General features: G+C 67.1%; 14 protein-coding genes. 6 read left to right on the top strand and 8 right to left on the bottom strand.

The window, feature by feature from the left end; genetic code table 11:
• Window positions 1-10: 10 nt before the first annotated feature.
• Window positions 11-2083, bottom strand: a complete 2073-nt coding sequence (locus AB4Y92_RS19510; protein WP_441821171.1) for a transglycosylase SLT domain-containing protein — start codon at window positions 2081-2083, stop codon at window positions 11-13.
• Between the two features lie 240 nt (window positions 2084-2323).
• Between AB4Y92_RS19510 and AB4Y92_RS19505 the strand changes: the two genes are divergently transcribed.
• The 3 genes from AB4Y92_RS19505 to AB4Y92_RS19495 all read left to right on the top strand — a co-directional run bounded on the left by AB4Y92_RS19505 (window position 2324) and on the right by AB4Y92_RS19495 (window position 9678).
• On the top strand, window positions 2324-3121 hold the full coding sequence (locus AB4Y92_RS19505) for a sulfite exporter TauE/SafE family protein (protein WP_441821170.1): 798 nt from the start codon (window positions 2324-2326) through the stop codon (window positions 3119-3121).
• A 363-nt stretch (window positions 3122-3484) separates the two neighbouring features.
• Window positions 3485-6412 (top strand): TonB-dependent receptor, encoded by a 2928-nt coding sequence (locus AB4Y92_RS19500; protein WP_441821169.1) that lies wholly within the window; start codon window positions 3485-3487, stop codon window positions 6410-6412.
• A gap of 371 nt (window positions 6413-6783) precedes the next feature.
• On the top strand, window positions 6784-9678 hold the full coding sequence (locus tag AB4Y92_RS19495; RefSeq protein WP_441821168.1) for a TonB-dependent receptor plug domain-containing protein: 2895 nt from the start codon (window positions 6784-6786) through the stop codon (window positions 9676-9678).
• Between the two features lie 655 nt (window positions 9679-10333).
• Here AB4Y92_RS19495 and AB4Y92_RS19490 read toward each other — a convergent pair.
• The 4 genes from AB4Y92_RS19490 to AB4Y92_RS19475 form a co-directional block, all read right to left on the bottom strand.
• A complete protein-coding gene (locus tag AB4Y92_RS19490; RefSeq protein WP_441821167.1) occupies window positions 10334-11092 on the bottom strand; it encodes an endonuclease/exonuclease/phosphatase family protein in 759 nt (252 codons plus the stop codon).
• 25 nt (window positions 11093-11117) lie between these two features.
• Window positions 11118-11993, bottom strand: coding sequence for a thiol:disulfide interchange protein DsbA/DsbL (locus AB4Y92_RS19485; RefSeq protein ID WP_441821166.1), 876 nt, complete (start codon window positions 11991-11993; stop codon window positions 11118-11120).
• 195 nt (window positions 11994-12188) lie between these two features.
• Complete coding sequence (locus tag AB4Y92_RS19480; protein ID WP_441821165.1) at window positions 12189-12866, bottom strand: thiol:disulfide interchange protein DsbA/DsbL; 678 nt, start codon at window positions 12864-12866, stop codon at window positions 12189-12191.
• Between the two features lie 352 nt (window positions 12867-13218).
• Window positions 13219-14106, bottom strand: a complete 888-nt coding sequence (locus AB4Y92_RS19475) for a c-type cytochrome (protein ID WP_441821164.1) — start codon at window positions 14104-14106, stop codon at window positions 13219-13221.
• A 184-nt stretch (window positions 14107-14290) separates the two neighbouring features.
• On the opposite strand from AB4Y92_RS19475, the gene yihA reads away from it, so the two are divergent.
• Both yihA and AB4Y92_RS19465 read left to right on the top strand, forming a co-directional pair.
• Window positions 14291-14980: a ribosome biogenesis GTP-binding protein YihA/YsxC gene (yihA, locus tag AB4Y92_RS19470; protein ID WP_441821163.1), complete on the top strand. Its 690-nt coding sequence runs from the start codon at window positions 14291-14293 to the stop codon at window positions 14978-14980.
• 246 nt (window positions 14981-15226) lie between these two features.
• On the top strand, window positions 15227-16090 hold the full coding sequence (locus AB4Y92_RS19465) for a tetratricopeptide repeat protein (RefSeq protein WP_441821162.1): 864 nt from the start codon (window positions 15227-15229) through the stop codon (window positions 16088-16090).
• Window positions 16091-16138: 48 nt separating this feature from the next.
• Here AB4Y92_RS19465 and AB4Y92_RS19460 read toward each other — a convergent pair whose 3' ends face one another.
• The 3 genes from AB4Y92_RS19460 to AB4Y92_RS19450 form a co-directional block, all read right to left on the bottom strand.
• Complete coding sequence (locus AB4Y92_RS19460) at window positions 16139-17020, bottom strand: putative signal transducing protein (RefSeq protein ID WP_441821161.1); 882 nt, start codon at window positions 17018-17020, stop codon at window positions 16139-16141.
• Window positions 17021-17232: 212 nt separating this feature from the next.
• Entirely contained in the window at window positions 17233-18120 is an 888-nt protein-coding gene (locus tag AB4Y92_RS19455; protein WP_441821160.1) for a putative signal transducing protein, read from the bottom strand.
• 85 nt (window positions 18121-18205) lie between these two features.
• Entirely contained in the window at window positions 18206-19855 is a 1650-nt protein-coding gene (locus AB4Y92_RS19450; protein ID WP_441821159.1) for an alpha-amylase family glycosyl hydrolase, read from the bottom strand.
• Window positions 19856-20140: 285 nt separating this feature from the next.
• Between AB4Y92_RS19450 and AB4Y92_RS19445 the strand changes: the two genes are divergently transcribed.
• Window positions 20141-22969, top strand: a complete 2829-nt coding sequence (locus AB4Y92_RS19445; RefSeq protein WP_441821158.1) for a TonB-dependent receptor — start codon at window positions 20141-20143, stop codon at window positions 22967-22969.
• The last annotated feature ends 231 nt before the right edge of the window (window positions 22970-23200 follow it).

The raw sequence follows: 23200 nt of genomic DNA, 5'->3' as shown, positions 1-23200 counted from the left end.
CGCGCGCGGCTCACTCGGTTTCGGCGGGCAGCGGCGTCGTGGCGGACGCGGCGGTGGCCGGGCAGACGAAGGATTTGCGCTGAGTATTGGTTACCCCGCGCAGACGATCGCTGACGTTGAGCGCGTCGCCGTTGAGCCGCCAGTCGTAGAGCACGCTGAAAGCCAGCACGCGCGCGACGTACTCGCGGGTTTCCTTGTAGCTGATGGTTTCGATCCAGAAGTCCGCATCCATGCCCGGGCGCTGCGACTGCCAGCGCGCCAGCGGCGCCGGCCCGGCGTTGTAACCGGCCATGGCGAAATACGGCTGGCCGCCGTACTTGTCGAGCAACTGGCGCAGGTACGCGGTGCCCAGAATGATGTTGGTGTCCGAGTCGTACAGGCTGGCGGCGCCGCCCCAGGGCAGGCCCAGGCTCTTGGCGACCTGGGCGCCGGTGCCGGGCAGCACCTGCATCAGGCCCATGGCGTTGGCGCCGGAACGCGCGGTGGGATTGAATATGCTTTCGGCGCGGATTTCGGCGGCGACCCAGGCCGGATCGATGCCGTTCTTGAGTGACTCGCGCCGGATCGTCTCGCCGTGGTGCAGCGGGAAGCGCAGGTAGTACAGGCGCTGTTCCTGCGGCGTCTTGTTGAGCGAGAACACCGCGCGATCGAACCAGTTGTAGCTTTGCGCCACTTCGATGGCGATGCGGCGCTGGCTGTCGTCGAAACGTGTCAGCGCGTCGTCCCATTCGCGGATCGCCCAGTTGGCGCGTTCGATCTGGAACAGGCCCATCGCCCGCATCAGCGCCGGATCGCGCGCGATCGCGGCCTTGGCCGCGGCGCTGTCGGTGGGCTGGATCGGGCACAGGGTGTACGGCGCGCCGAGCCGGTCGGCCGACATGAAGCCGTGGAAATCCGCGTTCTTGGCCGATTCGCGATACAGCCTGGCGGCGCCGGTCTTGTCGCCGGCGCGTTCGCTCAGGCGCGCTTCGAAATATTCCCAGCGCGATTCGCCGCGCTGCTTGGGGCCCATCTTGCGGATCGCGGCCAGCGCGGCGGCCCAGTCCGAACGCGACATGGCTTCGCGCGCGCGCCACTCGTGCAGGCGCTCGTCATAGGACACATCGGGCACGGCGTTGAGGCGGCGCGCGGATTCGGTGTCGTAGGACGCGACCGACCACAGCGCGGCCTGGTACAGCACGCGGCCGCGGTCTTCGTCGGTGAAGCCCAGCGCGCTGGCGTACTTGGGCAATTGCGCTTCGGCGCTGGCCGGTTGCGACTTGGCCAGCTTGGCCAGGCCGTAGGAGGCGATCTTGCGGCTGCGCTCGGTCTTGGGCCAACCAAGCGCGCGCTCATTCACGTTATCCAAAAAAGCCGCGTAGTCGTTGGCTTGCGCCAACTGATCCGCAGGCAACCCGCGCGCGGCCGCGCGCATCACCGCCGGCTGCCATTCCGCCGCGGCTGCATCGATGCGTTCCCAACGCAGTTCCGGGCTCAATCCGTTCTGCGCGGCGAGCACCGCGAACGGCGCATCGCAACTGTCGGGCAGGGACTTGCCGCTGCTGCGCCAGATCGCCTGCGCGTCGCGGGTCCATTGCGCGTCGGCCTTGCCCAGCGCCTGACGCGCGTTCAACTCGGCGCAGCGCAAGTTCACGCTGCGCTCCTTGCCGGCGCTGCTCTTGGGCGTCCACGCCGCGGTGAAGGCGGCCCAGTCTTCGCGGCGCGCGGTCGCGGCCAGCCAGATGTCGCGGAACGCATCGCCGGAGGCCTGATCGCCGCGGCGGCTCAGAAAATCCTGCGCCTGACCGTTGTTGACCGTGTCGATGCCGCGGCGCAAGGCCGCGTACTCGACCCAGCCGTACAAGGGATGGCGCGCGATGTCGGCGTATTGGGCGGCGTCGAACGGGCCGCGTTCGGCCGCTTCGATCGCCGCGCGCACGCGCGGCAACTGGGTATCGACCGCGGGCGCCGGCAGCGCGTTGCGAACCGCCGCGGGCTTGATCGCGGGCAGGGCCGGCGCCGCCGCCGTGGTCTGCGCGCAGGCGGTGGTGGCGAGGGTCGCGGCGAGCGCGGCGAACAGCAGGGAGTAGGGGCGCGGAAGCATCGTCGGACTATAGCCGAGCATGCATGAATGTCTTATGTGAACGAGCGGTGCATGCGCGCGGAATGCAAACGCTGTCGCGAACATCGCTCGATGCCGGCAGGGGCGAGCGGCGCGCGCGAATCGACGGCGGCGGCTTGGCGATGTGGCCGCCCGCGCCGCGCCTGCTTCGCACAATCGCGCCGTCGAGGTCGCATGTCGCGCGCGGGGCATGCAGAATCGGCCGATCATCGGAGCAAACGCATGGCGATCTGGTTGGTGTTCCTCGTCCTCGGCGCGATCGCCGGCATTCTGGCCGGCCTGCTCGGCGTCGGCGGCGGTCTGGTGCTGGTCGCGGCGCTGGCCTGGATCGCGCCGGCTTTCGGCATTCCCAAGGAAGCGGCGATGCACACCGCGCTGGCCAGTTCGCTGGCCAGCATCGTGCTGACCGCGACCGCCTCGGCGCGCGCGCACGCCCAGCGCGGCAGCGTGCTGTGGCCGACGGTGCGCTGGATGGTGCCGGGGCTGCTGCTCGGCGGTTGGCTCGGCAGCTTCGTCGCGGTGCGCATCGACGGCGAATGGCTGCGCCTGATCGTGTCCGGCTATTGCTTCATCGCCGCCGCGCAGCTGCTGTTCGGCAAGAACCGCGCCGCGCTCGGTGCCGATGCGCCGGCGCCGCAGGGAGCGCCGCTGACCGCGGCCGGCGTCGGCATCGGCGCGGTGTCGGCGGTGGTCGGCATCGGCGGCGGCAGCATGACCGTGCCGCTGCTGGTATGGCGCGGCGTGGCGCCGGTGCGCGCGGTCGGCACCTCTTCGGCCTGCGGCGTGGCGATCGGCCTGGCCAGCGCGATCGGCTACGCCTTCAACGCGCCGCCGGGCGCGTTGCCGCATTACGCGATCGGCTACGTCTACCTGCCGGCGGCGATCGGCGTGGCCATCGCCTCGGTGATCGCCGCGCCCTACGGCACGCGGCTGGCGCACAAGTTGCACGGCGACACCTTGAAGCGGGTGTTCGCCGGCTTCCTGATCCTGGTCGCGGTGAGTCTGCTGCTGGGCGGCTGAGTCGCCCGGATTGGGCTTCGCAGCTGCACCTGCGGCGCTCACCCTCACCCCGGCCCTCTCCCGCCGAGCGGGAGAGGGAGAACAGCAGGAGGGGGGAATGAGACGCCCATCGCGTTCCGGCGCCACGCCGCCGCCGCGTCCCCGCCACGCCTGAACAGGCGTTCCGACCTTGCCGCGAACCGCCGTTCGGCGGCAGCGCGGCGCATGCCGATCAGAACTGCGACCGGGTTGGCAAGTAGGGCCTATTTGCGCCTTGTGGCGGCTTCACGAATTGTTTACAACCTCTGGATGCCGTCCGGCACGGACGGACGGCGTCCAATAGCCAATAGAGCTAGGTCACAAACCTTGAGGGAGAGAGAGTCGATGAAGCTGTCGCGTCGCCATGCCTTGGCGAAAGCCATCCAGTTGTCCTTGTTGGTCGCCCTGCCGGGCTTTGCCGCCGCCCAGGACGCCGCACCCGCCAAAGACGCCACCACGCTGGACACCGTCCAGGTCACCGGCACCCGCATCAAGAAAGCCGAGATCGAAAGCCAGGTCCCGGTCCAGACCCTCAGCCGCGACGACATCGAGCGCACCGGTCTGACCTCGATCGGCGATGTGGTGCAGGAACTCACCGGCGCCGGTTCCGCGCTCAACACCAAATTCAATTCGTCGGGCAACTTCGGTTTCTCGCCCAACGGCGACGGCATCGGCGCGGGCTCGGCCCAGGTCGATCTGCGCCACCTCGGTCCCAAGCGCGTGCTGGTCCTGGTAGACGGCATGCGCTGGGTCAACGAGTCTTCCGCCTCCGGCGTGGGCGCGGCGACCGACCTCAACACCATTCCGCTGGCGATCGTGGAGCGCATCGAAATCCTCGAGGACGGCGCGTCCTCGCTGTACGGCTCCGACGCCATCGCCGGCGTGGTCAACATCATCACCCGGCGCAATTTCGACGGCGGCCAGCTGACCTTGAACTACGGCCAGTACGGCAAGGGCGACGGCAAGCTCAAGGGCTTCGACGCGGCCTGGGGCTACAACACCGAACGCGCCAATCTGTTCCTGGGCCTGAGCTATGTCGATCAGGACCCGGTGTACTCGCGCGACCGCGAGCAAGCGCGCGTGCCGGTGCCCGGCCTGGGCGTGGAGACCGGCAGCTCGGCGACGCCGAACGGCCGCTTCATCTTCAATCCGCCGACCGCCAGCAGCGCCTGTCCGCTGACCGATACCGACGACAATCCGGCGACGCCGCCGGTGCCGTTCTGCAACATGACCACGCCCAACGGCAGCAGCTTCCCCAACGGGCCGCGCTATCCGCAGGACTTCATTCCCTTCACCGGCGCCAACCGCTACAACTTCGCCGCTGAAAACATGCTGCTGACGCCGTCCAAGCGCACCGGCGCGTTCGGCCAGTTCCGTTATCACTTCAACGATAACGTGCAGGGTTACGTCAAGGCGCTGTACAACCGCCGCGAATCGACCAACCAGGCCGCGCCGGAACCGATCTTCCTCGGCGCCGGCGCCGGTACCGGCAATCCCTGGTCCGAGCAGATCACGATCTCGCGCCTGAACCCGTACAACCCGTTCGGCTTCGACCTGACCTCGATCGGCCCCAACGCCAACCTCGACACGGTCGCGCGCCGTCCGATCGAAGGCGGCCCGCGTATCTTCGAACAGAAGGTCGATACCACCTACATCGCCGCCGGACTGGAAGGCAGCTTCAACGCCGGCGACCGCACCTACTTCTGGGACGTCAACCTCGCCAGCAACAAGAACGAGGCCGACCAGACCAACCGCGGCAGCTACAACGTCCGCAACATCAACATCGCCCTGGGCGATCCGGCCCTGTGCGCCGCCACCCCGGGCTGCGTGCCGCTGAACATCTTCGGCGGCCCGGGCACGATCACTCCGGCGATGCTGCAGTGGATCAGCCCGGTCGTGCGCGATCGCAGCGAGCAGAAGCTGTCGACGTTCACCGCCAACTTCTCCGGCGACCTGTTCGAGATGTGGGCCGGCCCGCTGTCGTTCGCCGCCGGTTACGAATACCGCAAGTACGAAGGCTTCTATCAGCCCGATCCGATCACCGTGGCCGGTTACTACAACGGCACCCAGTCGCTGCCGACCAAGGGCGAGTACGACGTCAACGAAGCCTATGTCGAACTCAACCTGCCGCTGATCAAGGAAGGCGCGTTCGGCAAGAGCCTGGACCTGAGCCTCGCCGGCCGTTACTCGGACTACTCGACCTTCGGCGGCCAGTTCACGCCGAAGTACGGCCTGCGCTGGCAAGTCGCCGATGAACTGCTGCTGCGCACCACCTACGCGGAAGGCTTCCGCGCGCCGTCGATCGGCGAGTTGTTCGGTTCGGCCAGCCGCGCCGACCTGCAGCTCAGCGATCCGTGCCTGACCTCGATCACCGGCGCACCGCCGACCGGCAACCGCGCCAACTGCGCCGCGCTCGGCGTGCCGGCCGGCGCCGCCCAGGCCAACAGCCAGATATCGGTGCAGACCGGCGGCAACCAGGACCTGGAACCGGAAACCGCGCGCAGCTTCACCGCCGGCTTCGTCTACAGCCCGGCTTGGGCCGCGGGCGTGCCGTGGTCGGACAAGTTCGACTTCGAAGTCACCTACTACCGCCACTCGCTGGAAGGCGCGGTGCAGGCGATCGACGCGCAGACCCAGCTCAACCTGTGCGTGCAGACGCTCGATCCGCTGTACTGCGGCGGCATTACCCGCTCCTCGATCGGCGGCATCTCCTCCTTCGAGAACAAGCTGACCAACCTGGGTTCGATCAAGACCTCCGGCTGGGACGTGGACTTCTTCTGGACGCTGCCGGAAACCTCCTGGGGCCAGTTCAAGCTGAAGTGGCAGAACACCTGGGTCACCGAGTACGAAGCGGTCGGCGCCGCCGGCCAGATCCAGCCGCGCAAGCCGGGCGTGGAAGTCAACGACAGCGCGATTCCGGAATGGACCTCCAACGTCAGCGCCGAGTGGAAGCTCGATCGCTGGAACGCGTCGTGGACCGTGCGCCACATCTCCGAGCTGACCGAAATCTGCCAGGCCTCGGCGTTGAACTCGCCGTACTGCGATAACCCGGTCACCGGCGAGAACAAGCTGGCCGCGACCACCTACCACGACCTGCAGCTGGGCTACCGCTTCGAGATGTTCAAGGGCCTGCAGATCACCGGCGGCGTCAACAACGTGTTCGACAAGGACCCGCCGATCTGCCTGTCGTGCTCGCTCAACGGCTACGACGCGTCCACCTACGACATCCCGGGCGGCCGCTTCTTCTACGTTCGCGCGGACCTGCGGTTCTGATCGGCGCGGCGCTCCATCGACGTGTCGCGGTCGGCGTTCGCGCGACCGCGGCGCTTTCGATCCACGCGCCGCGGCAGCGCTGAAACACGAACGGCCGGTGGGAAACCACCGGCCGTTTTCTTATCCACGCCGTTCGCCGCACCGATTCGCCTTGCACGAAATCGCCGGTGCGCAAGTCACGCGCAACAGCCCCGTTGGGCCAGGTTATTGCCGGCACCGCGGTGCTAATACGGATATCGCGTGATCTTTTCGCGCCTTGCGACCGTTCCATCCATTGCGTACAAAAAACAGCCGCCGTCCGCGGGGAATCACTGGGCGGCGCGCCGATAGCCAACAGAGCTAAGCCACACATCATTCGAGGGAGAGAACCGATGAAAGCGTTGCGCCGTCATGCCTTGGCGAAAGCCATTCAGTTGTCCGTACTGGTCGCCCTGCCGGGCTTCGCCGCCGCGCAGGAATCGGAGGCCGCGAAAGGCACCACCACCCTGGACACCGTCCAGGTCACCGGCACCCGTATCCGCAAGGCCGAAATCGAAAGCCAGGTTCCGATTCAGACCCTCACCCGCGACGACATCGAACGCACCGGCCTGACCTCGATCGGCGATGTGGTGCAGGAACTCACCGGTTCGGGTTCCTCGTTCAACGGCAAGCGCAACGCTTCGGGCAACGACGGCTTCCCGTCCGACGGCGGCGGCGTCGGCGCCGGTTCGACCACGGTCGATCTGCGTCATCTGGGTTCCAAGCGCGTGCTGGTGCTGGTCGATGGCATCCGCTGGGTCAACGAATCCTCCGCCTCCGGCGTGGGCTCGGCGACCGACCTCAACACCATTCCGCTGGCCATCGTCGAGCGCATCGAAGTGTTGGAGGACGGCGCGTCTTCGCTGTACGGCTCCGACGCTATCGCCGGCGTGGTCAACATCATCACCCGGCGTAATTTCGACGGCTTCCAGCTGACCACCAACTTCGGCCAGTACACCAAGGGCGACGGCACCAGCCGCGGTCTCGACTTCGCTTACGGCGGCAGCAGCGAACGCGCGACCTGGTTCCTCGGCGCCAGCTACACCAAGCAGGACGAAGTCAGCTCGGCCGATCGCGAACTCGCGCGCTTCCCGGTGCCGGGCACCGGTCTGGCGCTGGGCAGCTCGCGCGTGCCCGGCGGCCGCATCGCCTTCACCGCGCCGGACGGCAACAGGTACGACCTGGTCGCCAACGCGGGCCAGAGCAATCCGGCCTACACGCCCGGCCAGGCGCCGTGCTCGGCCGGGGTGCCGCGCACCGACGGCTTCCATTGCTTCGGCGCCAACGATCCGTTCAATTTCGCCCCGTACAACTACGTGCTGTCGCCGTCCGAGCGCAGCGGCGTGTTCGGCCAGTTCCGCTTCGACGTCAACGACAAGGTGCGTTGGTACGCGCGCGCCCTGCTCAACCGCCGCGAGTCGGAAAACCGCGCCGCGCCCGAGCCGATCGACCTGGGCCCGGGCGCCGGCAACGCATTCGCCGCCGCGCTGGTGATGCCGGCCAACCATCCCTACAACCCGTTCGGCGTGCAGCTCGATTCCAGCAACCTGCGCATCCTGCGCCGCCGTCCGATCGAAGGCGGCCCGCGCCGCTTCGAGCAGCAAGTCGATACCTGGTTCGTCGGCACCGGCCTTGAAGGCACCTTCGATGTCGGCGAGCGCGCCTGGTTCTGGGACGCCAACCTCGCCAGCAGCCGCAACAAGGCCGAGCAGACCAACCGCGGCAGCTACAACGCGAAGAACATCGCCATCGCCATGGGCGACCCGGCGATCTGCGCGGCCACCCCAGGTTGCACGCCGTTGAACATCTTCGGCTACAACACCATCACCCCGGCGATGCTCAAGTACATCAGCCCGGTCCTGCACGACAGCAGCGAGAACAAGCTGCAGCTGGCCACCTTCAACCTGTCCGGCGATCTGTTCGAGATGTGGGCCGGCCCGCTGTCGTTCGCGACCGGTTACGAGTACCGCAAGTACGAAGGCTCTTACCGTCCCGATCCGATCACCGTGCGCGGCGAATACAACGGCGTGCCGTCGCTGCCGACCCAGGGCGAGTACGACGTCAACGAGGTCTATGTCGAACTCAACGTGCCGCTGTTCAAGGACTCGGCGTTCGGCAAGAGCCTGGACCTGAGCATCGCCGGCCGCTATTCGGACTACTCCACCTTCGGCGGCGAGTTCACGCCCAAGTACGGCCTGCGCTGGCAGGTGGCCGACGAGCTGCTGCTGCGCGGCACCTACGCGGAAGGCTTCCGCGCGCCGTCGATCGGCGAGTTGTTCGGCTCGCAGAGCCGCGCCGACGTGGGCATGATCGATCCGTGCCTGATCGGCTCCAACGGCGCGCCGCCGACCGGCAGCGCGGCCAACTGCGCCGCGCAGGGCGTCAATCCGGGCACGCGCCAGGTCGATCCGCAAATTTCGGTGTTGACCGGCGGCAATCCGAACCTGGAGCCGGAGCGTTCGACCAGCTTCTCGCTCGGCTTCGTGTGGACGCCGTCGATCCTGGAAGACACCGCCATCGCCAAGCGCGTGGACATCGAGGGCACGTTCTACAGCCATCGCATCGAAGGCGCGATCCAGGCCATCGACCCGCAGACCCAGCTCAACCTGTGCGTGCAGACGCTGTCGCCGGAATTCTGCGGCGGCATCCAGCGCAACCCGATCACCGACCAGATCGACGGCTTCGCGAACTTCCTCGGCAACCTCAGCGTGGTCAAGACCAACGGCTGGGACATCGACGTGTTCTGGACTTTGCCGGAAACCCGCTTCGGCCAGTTCAAGGTGATCTGGCAGAACACCATCGTGGGCAATTACGAAGCCGTCGGCGCCGATGGCTCGCTGCAGCCGCTGCAGGTCGGCCGCCTGGTCAGCGATCCGGTCACCCGCTCGATTCCGGAGTGGACTTCCAACGCCACGCTGGAGTGGACCTACGGCCGCTGGAACGCATCGTGGACCGCGCGTCACATCAGCCAGCTGGTCGAAGAGTGCGGCGACGCCGCCGACTTCGCCGTGTGCAAGAACGACCCGAAGACCGGCCAGAACCGATTGGGCGCGACCACCTTCCACGACTTCCAGATCGGCTACCGCTTCGACGTGCTCAAGGGCCTGCAGTTGCAGGCGGGCATGAACAACGTGTTCGGCAAGGACCCGCCGACCTGCCTGTCGTGCAACCTCAACGGCTTCGACGGCTCGACCTACGATCTGCCGGGCGGTGGTTATTACTACGTGCGGGCTGATTTGCGGTTCTGATCCGAGCGGTAGCGCTTCATCCGGCGTTCGCGTCGGATGAAGCGGCGGTTATTCGACAACGGTCGGCGCGTGATGCGTCGGCCGTTGTCGTTTGCATACAAGCAAACGACAGCGGCCTTTGCTGTTCCCCCCTTTGAAAAAGGGGGGAAGGGGGGCTTCGCTTTTGCTCTGCCGAAAAGCAAATCCCCCGGCGCACTGCGGGCCACTCAGTACCGCAGCCACGCAAGCGCCAGCCCCCTTTTTCAAAGGGGGCGAATTCAATGGGCGTTCGCGTCGGATGAAGCGTCAGTCATTCGACAGCCGCTTTTGCTGTTCCCCCCTTTGAAAAAGGGGGCAGGGGGGATTTGCTTTTGCTCTGCCGAAAAGCAAATCCCCCGGCGCACTGTAGGCCACTCAGCAACGCGGCCACGCAAGCGCCAGCCCCCTTTTTCAAAGGGGGCGAATTCAATGAGGCGTTCGCGCCGGACGAAGCGGAGGTCATTCGACAGCGGCCTTTGCTGTTCCCCCCTTTGAAAAAGGGGGGCAGGGGGGATTTGCCTTTGCTTTGCCGAAAAGCAAATCCCCCGGCGCACTGTAGGCCACTCAGCAACGCGGCCACGCAAGCGCCAGCCCCCTTTTTCAAAGGGGGCGAATTTTCGTACTGCGATTTATCGCTTCAGACCAATGCGCTCTCAGGCACATCAAGCTCCAACGACAACGCCAAATGATCCGATTGCGCCGCAGGCACCGCGCGCGCACTCGCAAAACCCAGGCCATCGCCCAGCAGGATATGGTCGATCGCGCGCTGCGGCCGCCAGCTGGGAAAGGTCGGGAACACGTCGTTCGGCGGCTGCAGGCGGGTGTTGCGGAACAAGGCCTGCATCTCGGGGCGATCGGCCGAGCAGTTGAAGTCGCCCATCAGCACCGCGTGCGGATGGTCGTGCAGCAGTTCGGCGATGAAGGCCAGCTGCGAGGCGCGCGAGGCGGCGCCCAGCGAGAGATGGGCGACGGCGACGGTCAGGCCGTCGTCGTCGTTGCCGTAATGAGCGATCAACACGCCGCGGCCGGAGATGCGGCCGGGCAGGGGGTGATCGACGACTTCGCGCGGTTCCAGCTTGCTCAGCAGGCCGTTGGCGCTGGAGGCGACATTGCCGACGCGGCGGTTGGGCTGGTGGCTCCAGTAGTCGAAGCCGGCGCGCTGGGCGAGGTAGTGCGTCTGGTTGGTGAAACCCGAACGCAGGCTGCCCGGATCGCTTTCGTTGAGGCCGACGATGTCGTGCTCGCCGGCCAACTGGGCGATGGTGTCGAGGCTGCCGCGCTTGTTGCCGGCGGGCAGCACGTGCGACCAGCTGCGCGTCGCGTAATCGCTGTAGCGACGTGTGCTGGAGCCGGCCTGTATGTTCGCGCTGAGCAGGCGCAGCCGGCGTGTGGTCATGCTCGGGTCGAATCCTGCGAGTCGGTTACTGCTTCGGCGCGGCTTCGACGGCCGGCGCAGGCGCGGCGGCGGCCGGAGCGGCGGCGGGCGCGGTCGCCTGCAGCGTGGCGCGCTCGCGCGCGACCAGGTGGCTGGCGATGCGCAGGTAGTCCTCGAAGTTCTTGCCCTTGACCAGGTACTTGCCGTTGACCACCAGCGACGGGCTGGAATCCACGCCCGAGCGCTGCATGAACTGCTCGGCGCGCTTGCCCTTGGCGTTGATCGCGAAGCTGTTCATGGTGCCGATGAAGTCGGCCGGCTTGACGCCGTACTTGGCGTAGAACGCGCCGAGTTGTTCGTCGGTGACGCTCAGGTACGGGATCGACTGGTCGATGTGCACGGCGCGGAACATCGCTTCGTGGGTCTTCTCGACCAGGCCCAGGGTCTGCGCGGCGTAGAAGGCCTTCTCGAACGGAATCGGGTTGCCGCCGAAGGGGCCGGCGATCGGGGTGAACTTCACGTCGGCGGTCTGCTTCTTGCGCCAATCCACCAGCAGCGGCTCGAACTGGGCGCAGTGCGGGCAGGTGTAGCTGAAGACTTCCGCGACTTCGATCTTGCCCGGCACCGGGTCGAAGGCCTGGCCGGCGGGGATTTCGATGTAGTCGGTGCCGGCGACCGGCGCCGGGCCTTCCGGCGGGGTGACGGTGGCGGCCGGCGTGATCGCGGGCTCTTCCGGGGCCGGAGCGGGGGCGGGGGTTTCGCCCGCGGCCGGGGTCGCGGCCGGCGCGGCGGCTTCGCCGGCGGCCGGGGTCGCGGCGGCGTCGGCCGGCGCGGCGGTTTCGGTCTTGTTGCAGGCGGCCAGCGCGAACAGCGCGCTCAGGACCAGCGGATAGCGGGACAGGGTGGCGATACGCGAATTCATCGGGACTTCTCCGCAAACGATCGAATGAAATGGAGGGCGGCGCGGGCGCTGGGAGGCGCCGGCGCGCTGCCGTCTAGGGCGGCCGCCAGGATAGCGGTCGCGGGGCCGGGATTGGGGATTTCGGAACCGGGGACGCACCGCGGCCGCGTCGCCGCGGCCCGGCTCATGCCCGCAGCCGGCGTCCGGCCAGGGGCCTCAGCGCTTGGCCTTGGGCTTGGGCTTCGCGCCGCGTTCCTGCGCGATCAGGTGATCGGCCACGCGCAGCATGTCGTCGAAGCCCTTCTGGGTGGTGATGCGGTACTTGCCCGCGACCACCATCGCCGGGGTGCCGTCCACGCCGGAGGCCATGATGAAGTCGCTCGCGCGCTTCATCGCCTGCTCGATCGCCGGGCTGGTCATGGTGGCGGCGAAGGTCTGGGCGTTGGCGCCGTACTTGGCGTAGAACGCGCCGATCTGCGCCGCGCTGGCGTTCTGGATCGGCAGCGTGTGTTCTTCGTGCAGCGCCTTGAACACCGCGTCGTGGGTCTGCGGCAGCAGCTTCAGCGACTGCGCGGTGTAGAAGGCCTGCGCGTACGGCGTCCAGTAGCTGCCCCACGGCGCGGCCACCGGGACGAAGTTGACGTCGGCGGGGAGCTTGTTCTTCCAGGCGCTGATCTGCGGCTCGAAGTGCGCGCAGTGCGGGCAGGTGTAGCCGAAGATTTCGACCACCTCGATCTTGCCGGCGACCGGCGCGAACGGCTTGCCGCCTTCGATTTCGACGTAATCCACGCCCGGCTCGGGCGCGGGGCCGGCCGGAGCGGCGGCCTTGGGCGCGGCGAAGGCGGCGAAGGGGAGCGCGGCGAGCAGCAGCAAGGTGGCCAGACGTCGATTCATCGTTAGGTCTCGTGGGTAGTGAGGCCCGGTCGCGCCACGGAAGACCGTCGCGCCCGGGAGGGGCGGGCATAAAAAACGCCGGCGCTAAGGATAACGGCCGGCGTCTTGAACCAAGAGTGTCTGATCAGACTGATCTTGCGCGCGGAAGTTCCGCGGCGCGGCGTTCGGTGATGGCGATCACCAAAATCTCGCGGCGTGGATGGGCTTCGGGCGGGAACTGCCGCGAAACCTGAATCGCGAGGGCAGACGCTCCGGTTGCAGCTCCCACCCGACTGACCGGAAAGAACCGCCCATAAACGAAAACGCCGGCCTGTCCCCAGGCCGGCGTCGTCGAAACACGGGTGGCGCGGGCTCAGCCCTTGGCGGGCTTGGCCGGAGCGGCCGGCTGGGCCGTCGCCGGAGCCGGAGCGGCCGCCGGAGCCGCGGCGGGAGCCGCCGCCGGCGCGGCCGGCTTGGCGGCTGCCGGAGCCGGCGCATCGGCCGCGGCGACGTCGTCGGCGCGTTCGTGCAGGCCCTGCAGATAGCTCGACAGCGAGCCGATCTCTTCGTCGCTGAGCTGCTTGGCCACCGTGGCCATGATGTTGAACAGGTGCGGGTCTTTCTGCGTGGTCGTGCCGGCGCGGTATTCCTCCAGGCGACGCTGCGAATAGACCGCCTGCTGGCCGGCGATGTGCGGATAGGCCGGACCCGGATTGCCCGCGCCGCCCGGACCGTGGCAGGCCATGCAGGCCGGGATGCCGCGGGCCTTGTCGCCGCTGCGGAACAGCTGCTCGCCGACTTCGAAGAACTTCTTGTCCTTGTTGGGACCGGCCGCGATCACGGTGTCGTCGGCCACGCCGGCGCCGGACTTCTGCGTGGCGAAGTAGGCGCCCAGGTCGCGCGCGTCCTGCTCGCTGAGCGCGTCGGCGAAGGGCTTCATCGCCGCGGACATGCCGGTATTGCGCTCGCCGGTCTTGAACAGGGCGATCTGGTGGGCGATGTAACGCTCGCTCTGGCCGGCCAGGCGCGGGTACTGCGGATCGGTCGGATTGCCGTCGAGACCGTGGCAGGCCGCGCAGGTGCCGGCCTTGGTCGCGCCGGCCTTGACGTCGCCCCAGGCGGTCTTGGGCCCGGCGGTGAGCGGCGCGACCTTCACCGGCTCCTTATCGGGGATCGGCGTGACCGTAGGCTGGGCGAACGCGACGGCGGCGACCGCTAAAGCGGCGATGCCGACGAGGCTCAGGACGCGGGCTTGGCTCATGTAGCTGGGCTCCGAACTACTGCTGGCTTGCTGTGCAAGGGCTGGCTGGATGACAGTGCGGCCGGCCACTATGGGCGCCGGAACCTCGGAATTATCTTCCGCCGGACCGGATCGGGTCAACGCGGGTTCAGCCGGACAGGTCGCAGAACGCGAGCATCCGGCCGGGGCATGCGATCCTAAGGGCATGATCAACCACCTTGCCCGCGCCCGTTACCTGTTGTCGGCGCACAACGTCAAACAGCTGCCGCCCGACGGCGGATTCGAGGTCGCCTTCGCCGGCCGCTCCAACGCCGGCAAGTCCAGCGCGCTCAATGCCATGTGCCAGCAGAACGCGCTGGCGCGGGTGTCCAAGACGCCCGGACGCACTCAGCAGTTGGTGTTTTTCGACGTCAGCCTGCCGTATCGCGGCCCGGAGCCGGCGCCGGATCCGGATCGATTCCTGGTCGATCTGCCCGGTTACGGCTACGCCAAGGTGCCGCAGAACCTGCAGGCGCACTGGCAGGCGTTCCTCGACCGCTACTTCCAGACGCGTCAGGCCTTGCGCGGCTTGGTGGTGGTGATGGACATCCGTCATCCGCTCAAGGATTACGACAAACAGATGCTCGGCTATGCGGTCAGCCGCGATTTGCCGGCGCATGCGCTGCTGACCAAGGCGGACAAGTTCGGCCGCGGCCAGCAGCAGCAGGCACTGATGGCGGTGCGCAAGGAACTGCAATCGGCCTATGGCGACACGGTCAGCGTGCAGACCTTCTCCGGCGAGTCCAAGCTGGGCGTGGACGAAGCGCGCGAGAAAGTGATGGGCTGGCTGGGCATGGGCGATGCGCCGGCCTCGGCGCCGAGCGCTCCCGAGATGGCGCGGGACGAAGACGAGTAAGCCGCGCTGTTGTGGGAGGGGCTTCAGCCCCGATGCTTTCCTTTCAGATCGCGGTGAAGCGGCCCGTTGAGATCCGCCAGGCTCTGGCCGAAGAGCATCGGGGCTGAAGCCCCTCCCACAAAAGACCTCCGGGCTTCGCCAAGTCTTTGAGAGTGTTCGCGACCCTTGGCCGCTTTCCCACCGCCGTTCGCGTTACTCCCTGGGTGACCGTCCGCGCGCGCGGGCTCAGCCAGGAAGCGATACGACATGGACCCGATTTCCGACCCGCAGACCATCCTCGCCGCGGGCGCCTACGGCACCGCGCTGCTGTTCTTCGCCTACGGCGCCTACGCGCTGCTCAAGACCCGGAACGCCGAACAGAACAAGAACGTACGCTGGTACCTGGGCATCGGCGCGGCGGTGGTAGTGGCGATGATCGGCTTCGACACGCTCAAGAGCTGGCGCAGCGGCGAACGCATCGTCCCCAACGTCTACCTGACCTTCTCGCCGCGCTTCGCCGCGGTGAACTTGCCCGACCCAGTGATCGAATACAGCGGCCAGACCCTGGCGCCCAATGCGGCGATCAAGGTCGCCGACAACAACAGCAGCATCAACATCTCGGTCGATTCGATCATCGAGAAAGTCAAAGGCCTGCAGCACAACAACCAGCAATTGCAGAACGCGCTGGGCAGCGCCGCGCTGGCCAGCCAGCCCAAGGAACTGGCGGAGGAAATCGCCGCGGCCGACAGCGCCGGCCAGGACCCGTGCGCGGGCGGCGGGGACGCGACCTTGTGCGGCTGGAAGCAATTGTCGAACGGACAACTGGCCAGCGCGCAGGCGACGCTGACCCAGGCGGTGAAGGACGCGCCGCCCGGCGACCCCAAGGGCAAGGCCACCGCGCTCAGCGGCCTGGGTGAAATCTATGTCGGCCAGGGCCGCATCGACGAAGCCAAGGTGGTGCTCAAGCGCGCCGCCGACCTGGGCAACGCCGGCGCGAAAAAACGCCTGGATACGCTGGCGACGGCGCCGAAGACCACGCCGCCGCGGCCGCTGACGCCGGTGTTGCAACCGGGCCGGCCGGAACCGCGCGAGCGGCCGGTGCGCGAGCTGCAACGGCCGCCGCAGAACTGATTCCGCCGCCGTGCGGTCGCGGCCCTTCGGCCGCGCCGCAGGCCGCGATCAACGCGGCGTCAGCGGTCGGGTGGAAACGATCTCGCCGCGCTCGTCGTAAGTGCGCTCGACATCCAGCACGCCGTCGCCGTCGCTGTCGAACTTGCCGTCGAGTGCGCGCAGGGCATCGTGGCGGACTTGCTTGACGACGCGGCCTTGCGAGTCCAGCCACTCTTCGCTCTGCATGATCGAAAACGGACCGACGACGCGATAGTCGGGTTCCCCGTCGCCGTCGCGATCGATCGAGTAGGTCAAGGTGCGGTTCTTGTCTTGAAGGTAGATGGCCTGGCTCTCGTAATCGCCGTCGAAATCGTTGTCTTGCGAGTTCGACTGAGGCAAGTTGTTTTCGAATCGCACGATCTCATCGACCTTGCCGTCGCCGTTGCGATCGCTGCGCATCTGCGTGCCTACGCCGTTCACATAGGTCGTCCATGTATCCGTCCGGCCATCGCCGTTGGAGTCGGTTTCGATCGTCTGCGTGGCCGGCGGCGCGGGCTGGGTGCGAGCGGCGAATATTTCCGACAAGCCCGCGCCGATGAAGCCGCCCACGATCAGCGTCACCATCAGGCTGGGAAGGCCGTAGCCGCTGTCGCTTACCTTGCGCTTTCTCAGCGGCTGGTAGGCGTCGGAATCGTCGGGCGGCGCGGCAGCGGCGCCGTGCCCGGAATCGCGATCGATGAGCGCGCCGTCTTCGTGCCCGGCCGGCGGCGCGGCCGCGCCCCGCCACTGCCCGATGAGTTGACGCGCGCGCGGCGCATCGTCGTCGGCGACCTCGATCCGCACCGAACCGCTGGCGCTGTCGAGCACATACGCCAGAATTCCATCCTGAGCCAACACCTCGCGCGCGAGCTGCGCATCCGCCGGATGGGCGGCTTCATACACGATTTGCACCGATGTCCTCCATGGACGCGACCGGCCGGTCCGTCCGGGCGAGTATCCCGCGACCGGCGCCGTGTGACGAGAGGCTGGCGCGCGGTTTCAGTCGTGCGCGCAACCTCGGCAAGGCTCCGCGATAGAACGCCATCGTCGTATCGCGGCGTCCATCGGCCGCCGTGCAGGCGCGATCCGCTACGCCGGATCAACCGGCCCGCGCTTGCCGCCGATCACTGCGCCTGCACAGGCCGCGTAGAACGGATTTCGCCGCGATCATCGAAGATCCGCACCGTGTCCAGCACCCCGTCGCCGTCGCTATCGATCTCGCCGCCGGTCAGGCGTCCGCCGGTGTAGATGTTGCGCTTGATCACCCGGCCCTGCGCATCCAGCCACTGGTCGGTGTGCGGCACGCCGCGCAGCGCGGTCTGCTGCAGTTCCGGGGCGCCGTCGCCGTTGTAGTCGGCGCTGCGCTCGACCCACAGGCCGTCGCGATAGCTCGTGGTGGTTTCGCGCACGCCGTTGAAATCCTGGTCTTCTTCGGCGGCGGTCGGCAAGCCGCGCGGGTCGTACTGGATGACCTGATCGGCGCTGCCGTCGTTATTGCGGTCGGCCTCGGTGCGGATCAACTGCTGGCCTTCATAGACCAGGCGCTCGTCGGCGACGCCGTCGGCGTTGTAGTCCACGTCCTGTTCGCTCACGCCCGGCTGCATCACCGCGCCCGTCACCAGCGCGCCGAGCAAGGCGCCGATCACCAGGGCGATGACGGTGCCGGCCATGGCGAAGCCGTTGGGCGGCGGCTTGCGCTGGTTCAACGGCCGGTAGACGTTCTCGCTTTCGACATGCTCGGGCGTGTCGTCGTCGCCGAAGTCGCGGTCGGCCGGCTCGCCTTCGTCGTCGTCCAGCGGCACCGCCGCGGCCTGCCATTCCTCGATGATTTCGCGCGCACGCGCGGCCTGTTCGTCGGCGACCTCGACCCGCACCGAGCCGCCGACCGGCAGCAGGCCGGCGCCGGCTTCCAGCGCGCCGCCGAACACGAACGATTGAATCCCTTCCTGCGCCAGCAGGCCGCGCACGAGCTGCGCATCCGCCGAATGGGCGGCGTGATAGACGATCTGCACCGATGTCCCCCTGAGCGCGGCCGACGGGCCGGCTCAGGCCAGTATGCCCAGGCCCCGGCGCGCGTGGCGAGCGGGGCGCGGCGCCTCAGCCGCGAGCGCGCGCCGCATACATGCCGTAGGCCGGCAGGATCAAGCGCTGGCCCTGGAGGTGGCCGCAGGGCAGGCCGTGGCCGTCGTCGGCGATCCAGTCCGCGCGTTCGCCCAGTTCCACCGACGCCTGCGCATCGCCGAGATTGAACGCCATCAGCATCGCTTCGCTGCCTTCGCCGCGCACGAACGCGATCACCGGCTCGGCGCTGTCGATGAAACCGATCGCGCCGTCGAGCAGCGCGGCATGGCGTTTGCGCCAGCCCAGGAAACGGCGGAAGCCGTTGAGCTTGGAGGCCGGATCGTCCTGCTGGCTGGCGATGTCGAGCGCGCGATGGCTGGCCGGAATCGGCAGCCACGGTTCGCCGCTGGTGAAGCCGGCGCGCTCGCTGGTGTCCCACGGCAACGGCGTGCGACAGCCGTCGCGGCCCTTGAAGGTCGGCCAGAACGCTTTGCCGTACGGGTCCTGCAAGGCGTCGAAAGGCAGCTCGGCCTCGGGCAAGCCCAGTTCCTCGCCCTGGTACACGCACACCGATCCGCGCAGCGAACACACCAGCGCGCTGAGCAGGGTGGCGAAATGCGCCGGCCGCTCGCCGCGACCCCAGCGCGTGACCACGCGCTGCACGTCGTGATTGGAGATCGCCCAGCACGGCCAGCCTTCGCGCATGGTCGCTTCCAGGCGCTGCACCGTGCCGCGGATGTGCGCGACGCTGTAGTCCTCGGTCAGCAACTCGAAGCTGTAGCCCATGTGCAGGCGGCCGTCGCGGGTGTAGTCGTCCATGGTCGCCAGCGAGTCCTCCGAGGAGATCTCGCCCAGCGCCACCGCGCCCGGATAGCGGTCCAGCAGCGCGCGCAGTTCGCCCAGGAAGGCGAGGTTTTCCGGCTGGGTGTTGTTGTAGTGGTGATACTGGAACGCGTACGGATTGTCCGGGCTGAAGCCGCGGCCGACCCGCTGCGCCGCCGGCTTGGGCGGGTTGTCGCGCAATTGCGCGTCGTGGAAACAGAAGTTGATCGCGTCCAGGCGCAGGCCATCGACGCCGCGATCGAGCCAGAAGCGCACGTTGTCCAACACCGCCGCGCGCACCGCCGGGTTGTGGAAATTCAGATCCGGCTGCGCCGACAGGAAGTTGTGCAGGTAGTACTGCTGCCGGCGCGGTTCCCAGCGCCAGGCGACGCCGCCGAACAGCGACATCCAGTTGTTCGGCGCGGTGCCGTCCTCGCGCGCGTCGGCCCACACGTACCAGTCGGAATACTCGTTGTCGCGGCTCTCGCGGCTGCGCTTGAACCATTCGTGTTCGCTGGAGGTATGGCTGAGCACCTGGTCGATCATCACCCGCAGGCCCAGCGCATGCGCCTTGGCCAGCAGCCGGTCGAAGTCGTCGATGTCGCCGAACAACGGATCGACCGCGCGGTAGTCGGCGATGTCGTAGCCGAAGTCGGCCATCGGCGATTTGAAGAACGGCGAAATCCAGATCGCGTCCACGCCCAGGTCGGCCACGTAGCCGAGTTTGTCGATGATGCCGGGCAGGTCGCCCACGCCGTCGCCGTCGAGGTCGCGGAAGCTGCGCGGGTAGATCTGATAGATGACCGCGCCGCGCCACCAAGCGTCGTTGCGGAGCGGATCGCTGGAAATACGGACGGCGGACAAGACGGGCCCCTGATCGATGGCGGCCTGCGTGCTGCACTGCCGCGATGCGAGCCAGCTTACCGCCGCCGCCCCTCGCGGCCTGAGCGTGTGCATACGTATTCACCCGCCAATCGCCAGAAGAAGTGCGACATGAATGCGACTTCATCCCATGAATACGTATGCAGAACCCGCTGCGGACGCGGCCGCTTGCCTAACATGCGCCACAGACCGAAGGCGCACGCCGCCCAGGCAACCGCAGCGCGAGTCAGTGCGCGCGGCCGACACACAGCGCTTCTGGAGGGGAGCATGTCGAGATCGAAGCCGGCTTCATCGCAACATCAATTCAATCGCCACCTGTTGACGGTGGCCCTGGCCTCGCTGGGGCTGTGCAGCTCGTGGGCCGCCTGGAGCGCGGAACTGCCATCGGCCGCCGACGCGCCCGCGCCGCAGGACGCCGCGCCCGCCGCCGCGCAAGCCGCGCCGCAAAGCGCCGCGCATGAGCTCGACGCGGTCCAGGTCACCGGCAACCGTCGCGTGCAGTCGATCCAGAAATACGCCGGCACCATCCAGTCCTTCAGCGGCGAAGACCTGACCAAGCTCGGCATCAACACCGACTTCCGCAACCTGCAGGCGGTGGTGCCGGGATTGCAGATCACCAAGCAGGAAGGCAAGTACGAAATCTTCCTGCGCGGCATCGGCGCGGCCGATTCGGATTTCTCCTCCGATCCGTCGGTGGCGACTTATTACAACGGCATCTACCTGCCGCGTCCGCGTTCGATCGGCCCGATGTTCTTCGACGTGGACCGCATCGAAGTCAACAAGGGCCCGCAGGGCACAGTGCGCGGCCGTAACGCCACCGGCGGCTCGATCAACGTCATCTCCAAGCGCCCCGAACTGGGCGTGACCAGCGGCGGCCTGAAGATCGGCGCCGGCAACTACGACTTCACCACCGCCGAAGGCGTGCTGAACCTGCCGATCGGCGAGACCTTCGCCCTGCGCGCGGCGTTGTTCGACGAAGAGCGCTCCTCGTACATCACCAACGGCTATCCCAAGTCGCTGTTCGACGCCGAAGGCCCGAGCGCGCTCGACAACCAGGCCGCGCGCCTGTCGATGCTGTGGGAGCCCAACGACAAATTCTCCGCGTTCGTGATGCTGGACAAGGTGACCGAGCGCGGCACCGGCGACCCGGGCCTGTTCGCCGAGCGCGGACTGTCGGCGGGTTACGACATCAAGGATCTGCACGATCCGTTCAAGCAGTACTTCCGCACCCAGGGCAAGACCACCAACGACATCGAAGGCGTCGCCGGCACCTTCACCTATGCCTTCAACGACAAGGTCTCGGTGGAGTTCAACACTTCGTACCGCAAGTACGATTTCTATAACCGCAACGCTTCGCGCGAGTGGCAGCTCGGCCCGGTGTATCCCGGCTCCGAGCGCGAGGCCTATTTCAATCCGGAACGGTTGAAGTGGTACGACACCTTCTATCAGGCGGACAAGTCCAGCTCGACCATCAATGAGCTGCGCTTCTTCGGCGACACCGGCCGCCTGATCTGGTCGGCGGGCCTGTTCAACTACGAAGAGAAGTACGACTACGTGTCGTGGGACGTCGGCAACGGCTATTTCGGCGATTGCGACTGGTGGAAGCCGGGCACGGTCTGCGGTTACCAGGACGGCCTGGGCGGCGAGAACCGCGGCGACAATTCGAAGGTCGAATCGAACGCGGTCTACGGCGATTTCAGCTTCGCCGCGACCGATTCGCTGCGCGTGATCGGCGGCATCCGCTACACCCGCGACAAGAAGATCGCGCGCGAATCCAACATCAAGTATCAATTCATCGTGCCCGAGGAACTGTTCCAGCAGTTCACCGGCCAGCCGATCAACACCTCCACCAATCCCTACACCACCGGCCTGATCCTGGGTTCGCCCGGTTTCCGCCTGGCGCCTCCGGGCGACCGCCGCGGCGGCGATCCGAGCATCTGCACCGGCTGGTCGCCGGCCGACCTGCGCTGCGGCCCGGGCGGCAATACGCTCGATTACTTCCTCGGCGGCATCGACAGCTTCGGCGCCAACGACAACTGGGCGCAGTTCCTGCAGAAGAACCGCGATCAGATCCAGGTGATCGCGCGCTCGGATTTCCCCGGCGGCAAGAGCGAAGACGTCTACAAGGACAGCTACGTCGATTGGCGCGTGGGCTTCGAGTACGACGTCAATCCGCAGGTGATGCTGTACGGCACCGTGTCCACCGGTACGCGTTCGGGCGGCATCAACCGTCCGCTCTCGCTCAACGACGGCAGCGCGCTGGCACCGAGCTTCGAGCCGGAAGAGCTGACCTCCTATGAGGCCGGCATCAAGGGCGACTATCTGTGGGGCGAGACGCCGGTGCGCTTGAACGCGTCGGTGTTCTTCTACGACTACAAGAACAAGGTGCTGCAGAACCTGATCGACGTGCCGGCGCCGACGCCGACCAACCCGAACGCGACCAGCCGCCAGGTGTTCAACGACAACGCCGCCAACGCCAGCGTGCTGGGCCTGGAACTGGAAGGCCGGGTCGGCCTGCCGCACGGCTTCAACCTGGGCTACAACTTCACGTATCTGGACGCGACCTTCGACGACTCGATGGTGCTCGATACCCGCTCCGGCGGCCTGGGCCTGATCGTGCCGCTGGACGGCAACCGGTTGCCGAATACGTCGAAGTACAACGCCAACGTCAGCCTGTCGCAGACCATCGACATCAACCACGGCGCGCTGTCTTCGTTCGATTGGACGATCAACCTGACCTACCGTTCGGATTACTACCTGACCGCGTTCAACAGCCGCGGCTTCGGTCTGGACGCGAACGGGCGGGTGATCGAGATTCCGCTTAAGGACATGCCGTTCAACAACGGCTCCAACCCGGCCGCGGGCGGCGGCCCGGCCAATGGGCTGGCGATGCGCGACGATGTGGATGGGTTTTTGACGGTCAATGTCTCGGCCGGCGTGAACTTCGGCAGCGACAATCAGTTCCGCATCGATGGTTTCGTGTCGAACCTGACCGACGAGGTGTATTCGGGTAAGGGGTTCGTCAACAACGCGACCAATATCCGGTATTTGAATACGCCGCGGATGTATGGGGTGCGGTTCTCTTCGCAGTTCTGAGGGCATAAGCGAATCCCCGCTTGTCTTCCCCCTTTGTTGAGGGGGATTGAGGGGGATTTGCTTTTCGCTCTTGACGCGGCGCAACGGCAAAAGCAAATCCCCCCCTAACCCCCCTTTTTCAAAGGGGGGAACCGTTGCGTAGGAGGTGGGGCGCGTCGTAGCCGCTTGTCTTCCCCCTTTGTAAAAGGGGGGTTGAGGGGGATTCGCTCTTTGCCCCACCCACCGCGCAAC

This window comes from Lysobacter sp. TAB13, assembly GCF_052113885.1.
GTDB classification, from domain to species: Bacteria; Pseudomonadota; Gammaproteobacteria; order Xanthomonadales; family Xanthomonadaceae; genus Lysobacter; species Lysobacter gummosus.
The sequence above is the reverse complement of the archived record's forward strand: the minus strand, read 5'-3'. Positions and strand labels throughout refer to the sequence as shown.

Bases quoted from the DNA above. Each gene is read 5' to 3' on its own strand.
- AB4Y92_RS19510 (WP_441821171.1), bottom strand. From the start codon at position 2,083: ATGCTTCCGCGCCCCTACTCCCTGCTGTTCGCCGCGCTCGCCGCGACC.
- AB4Y92_RS19505 (WP_441821170.1), top strand. From the start codon at position 2,324: ATGGCGATCTGGTTGGTGTTCCTCGTCCTCGGCGCGATCGCCGGCATT.
- AB4Y92_RS19500 (WP_441821169.1), top strand. From the start codon at position 3,485: ATGAAGCTGTCGCGTCGCCATGCCTTGGCGAAAGCCATCCAGTTGTCC.
- AB4Y92_RS19495 (WP_441821168.1), top strand. From the start codon at position 6,784: ATGAAAGCGTTGCGCCGTCATGCCTTGGCGAAAGCCATTCAGTTGTCC.
- AB4Y92_RS19490 (WP_441821167.1), bottom strand. From the start codon at position 11,092: ATGACCACACGCCGGCTGCGCCTGCTCAGCGCGAACATACAGGCCGGC.
- AB4Y92_RS19485 (WP_441821166.1), bottom strand. From the start codon at position 11,993: ATGAATTCGCGTATCGCCACCCTGTCCCGCTATCCGCTGGTCCTGAGC.
- AB4Y92_RS19480 (WP_441821165.1), bottom strand. From the start codon at position 12,866: ATGAATCGACGTCTGGCCACCTTGCTGCTGCTCGCCGCGCTCCCCTTC.
- AB4Y92_RS19475 (WP_441821164.1), bottom strand. From the start codon at position 14,106: ATGAGCCAAGCCCGCGTCCTGAGCCTCGTCGGCATCGCCGCTTTAGCG.
- yihA (WP_441821163.1), top strand. From the start codon at position 14,291: ATGATCAACCACCTTGCCCGCGCCCGTTACCTGTTGTCGGCGCACAAC.
- AB4Y92_RS19465 (WP_441821162.1), top strand. From the start codon at position 15,227: ATGGACCCGATTTCCGACCCGCAGACCATCCTCGCCGCGGGCGCCTAC.
- AB4Y92_RS19445 (WP_441821158.1), top strand. From the start codon at position 20,141: ATGTCGAGATCGAAGCCGGCTTCATCGCAACATCAATTCAATCGCCAC.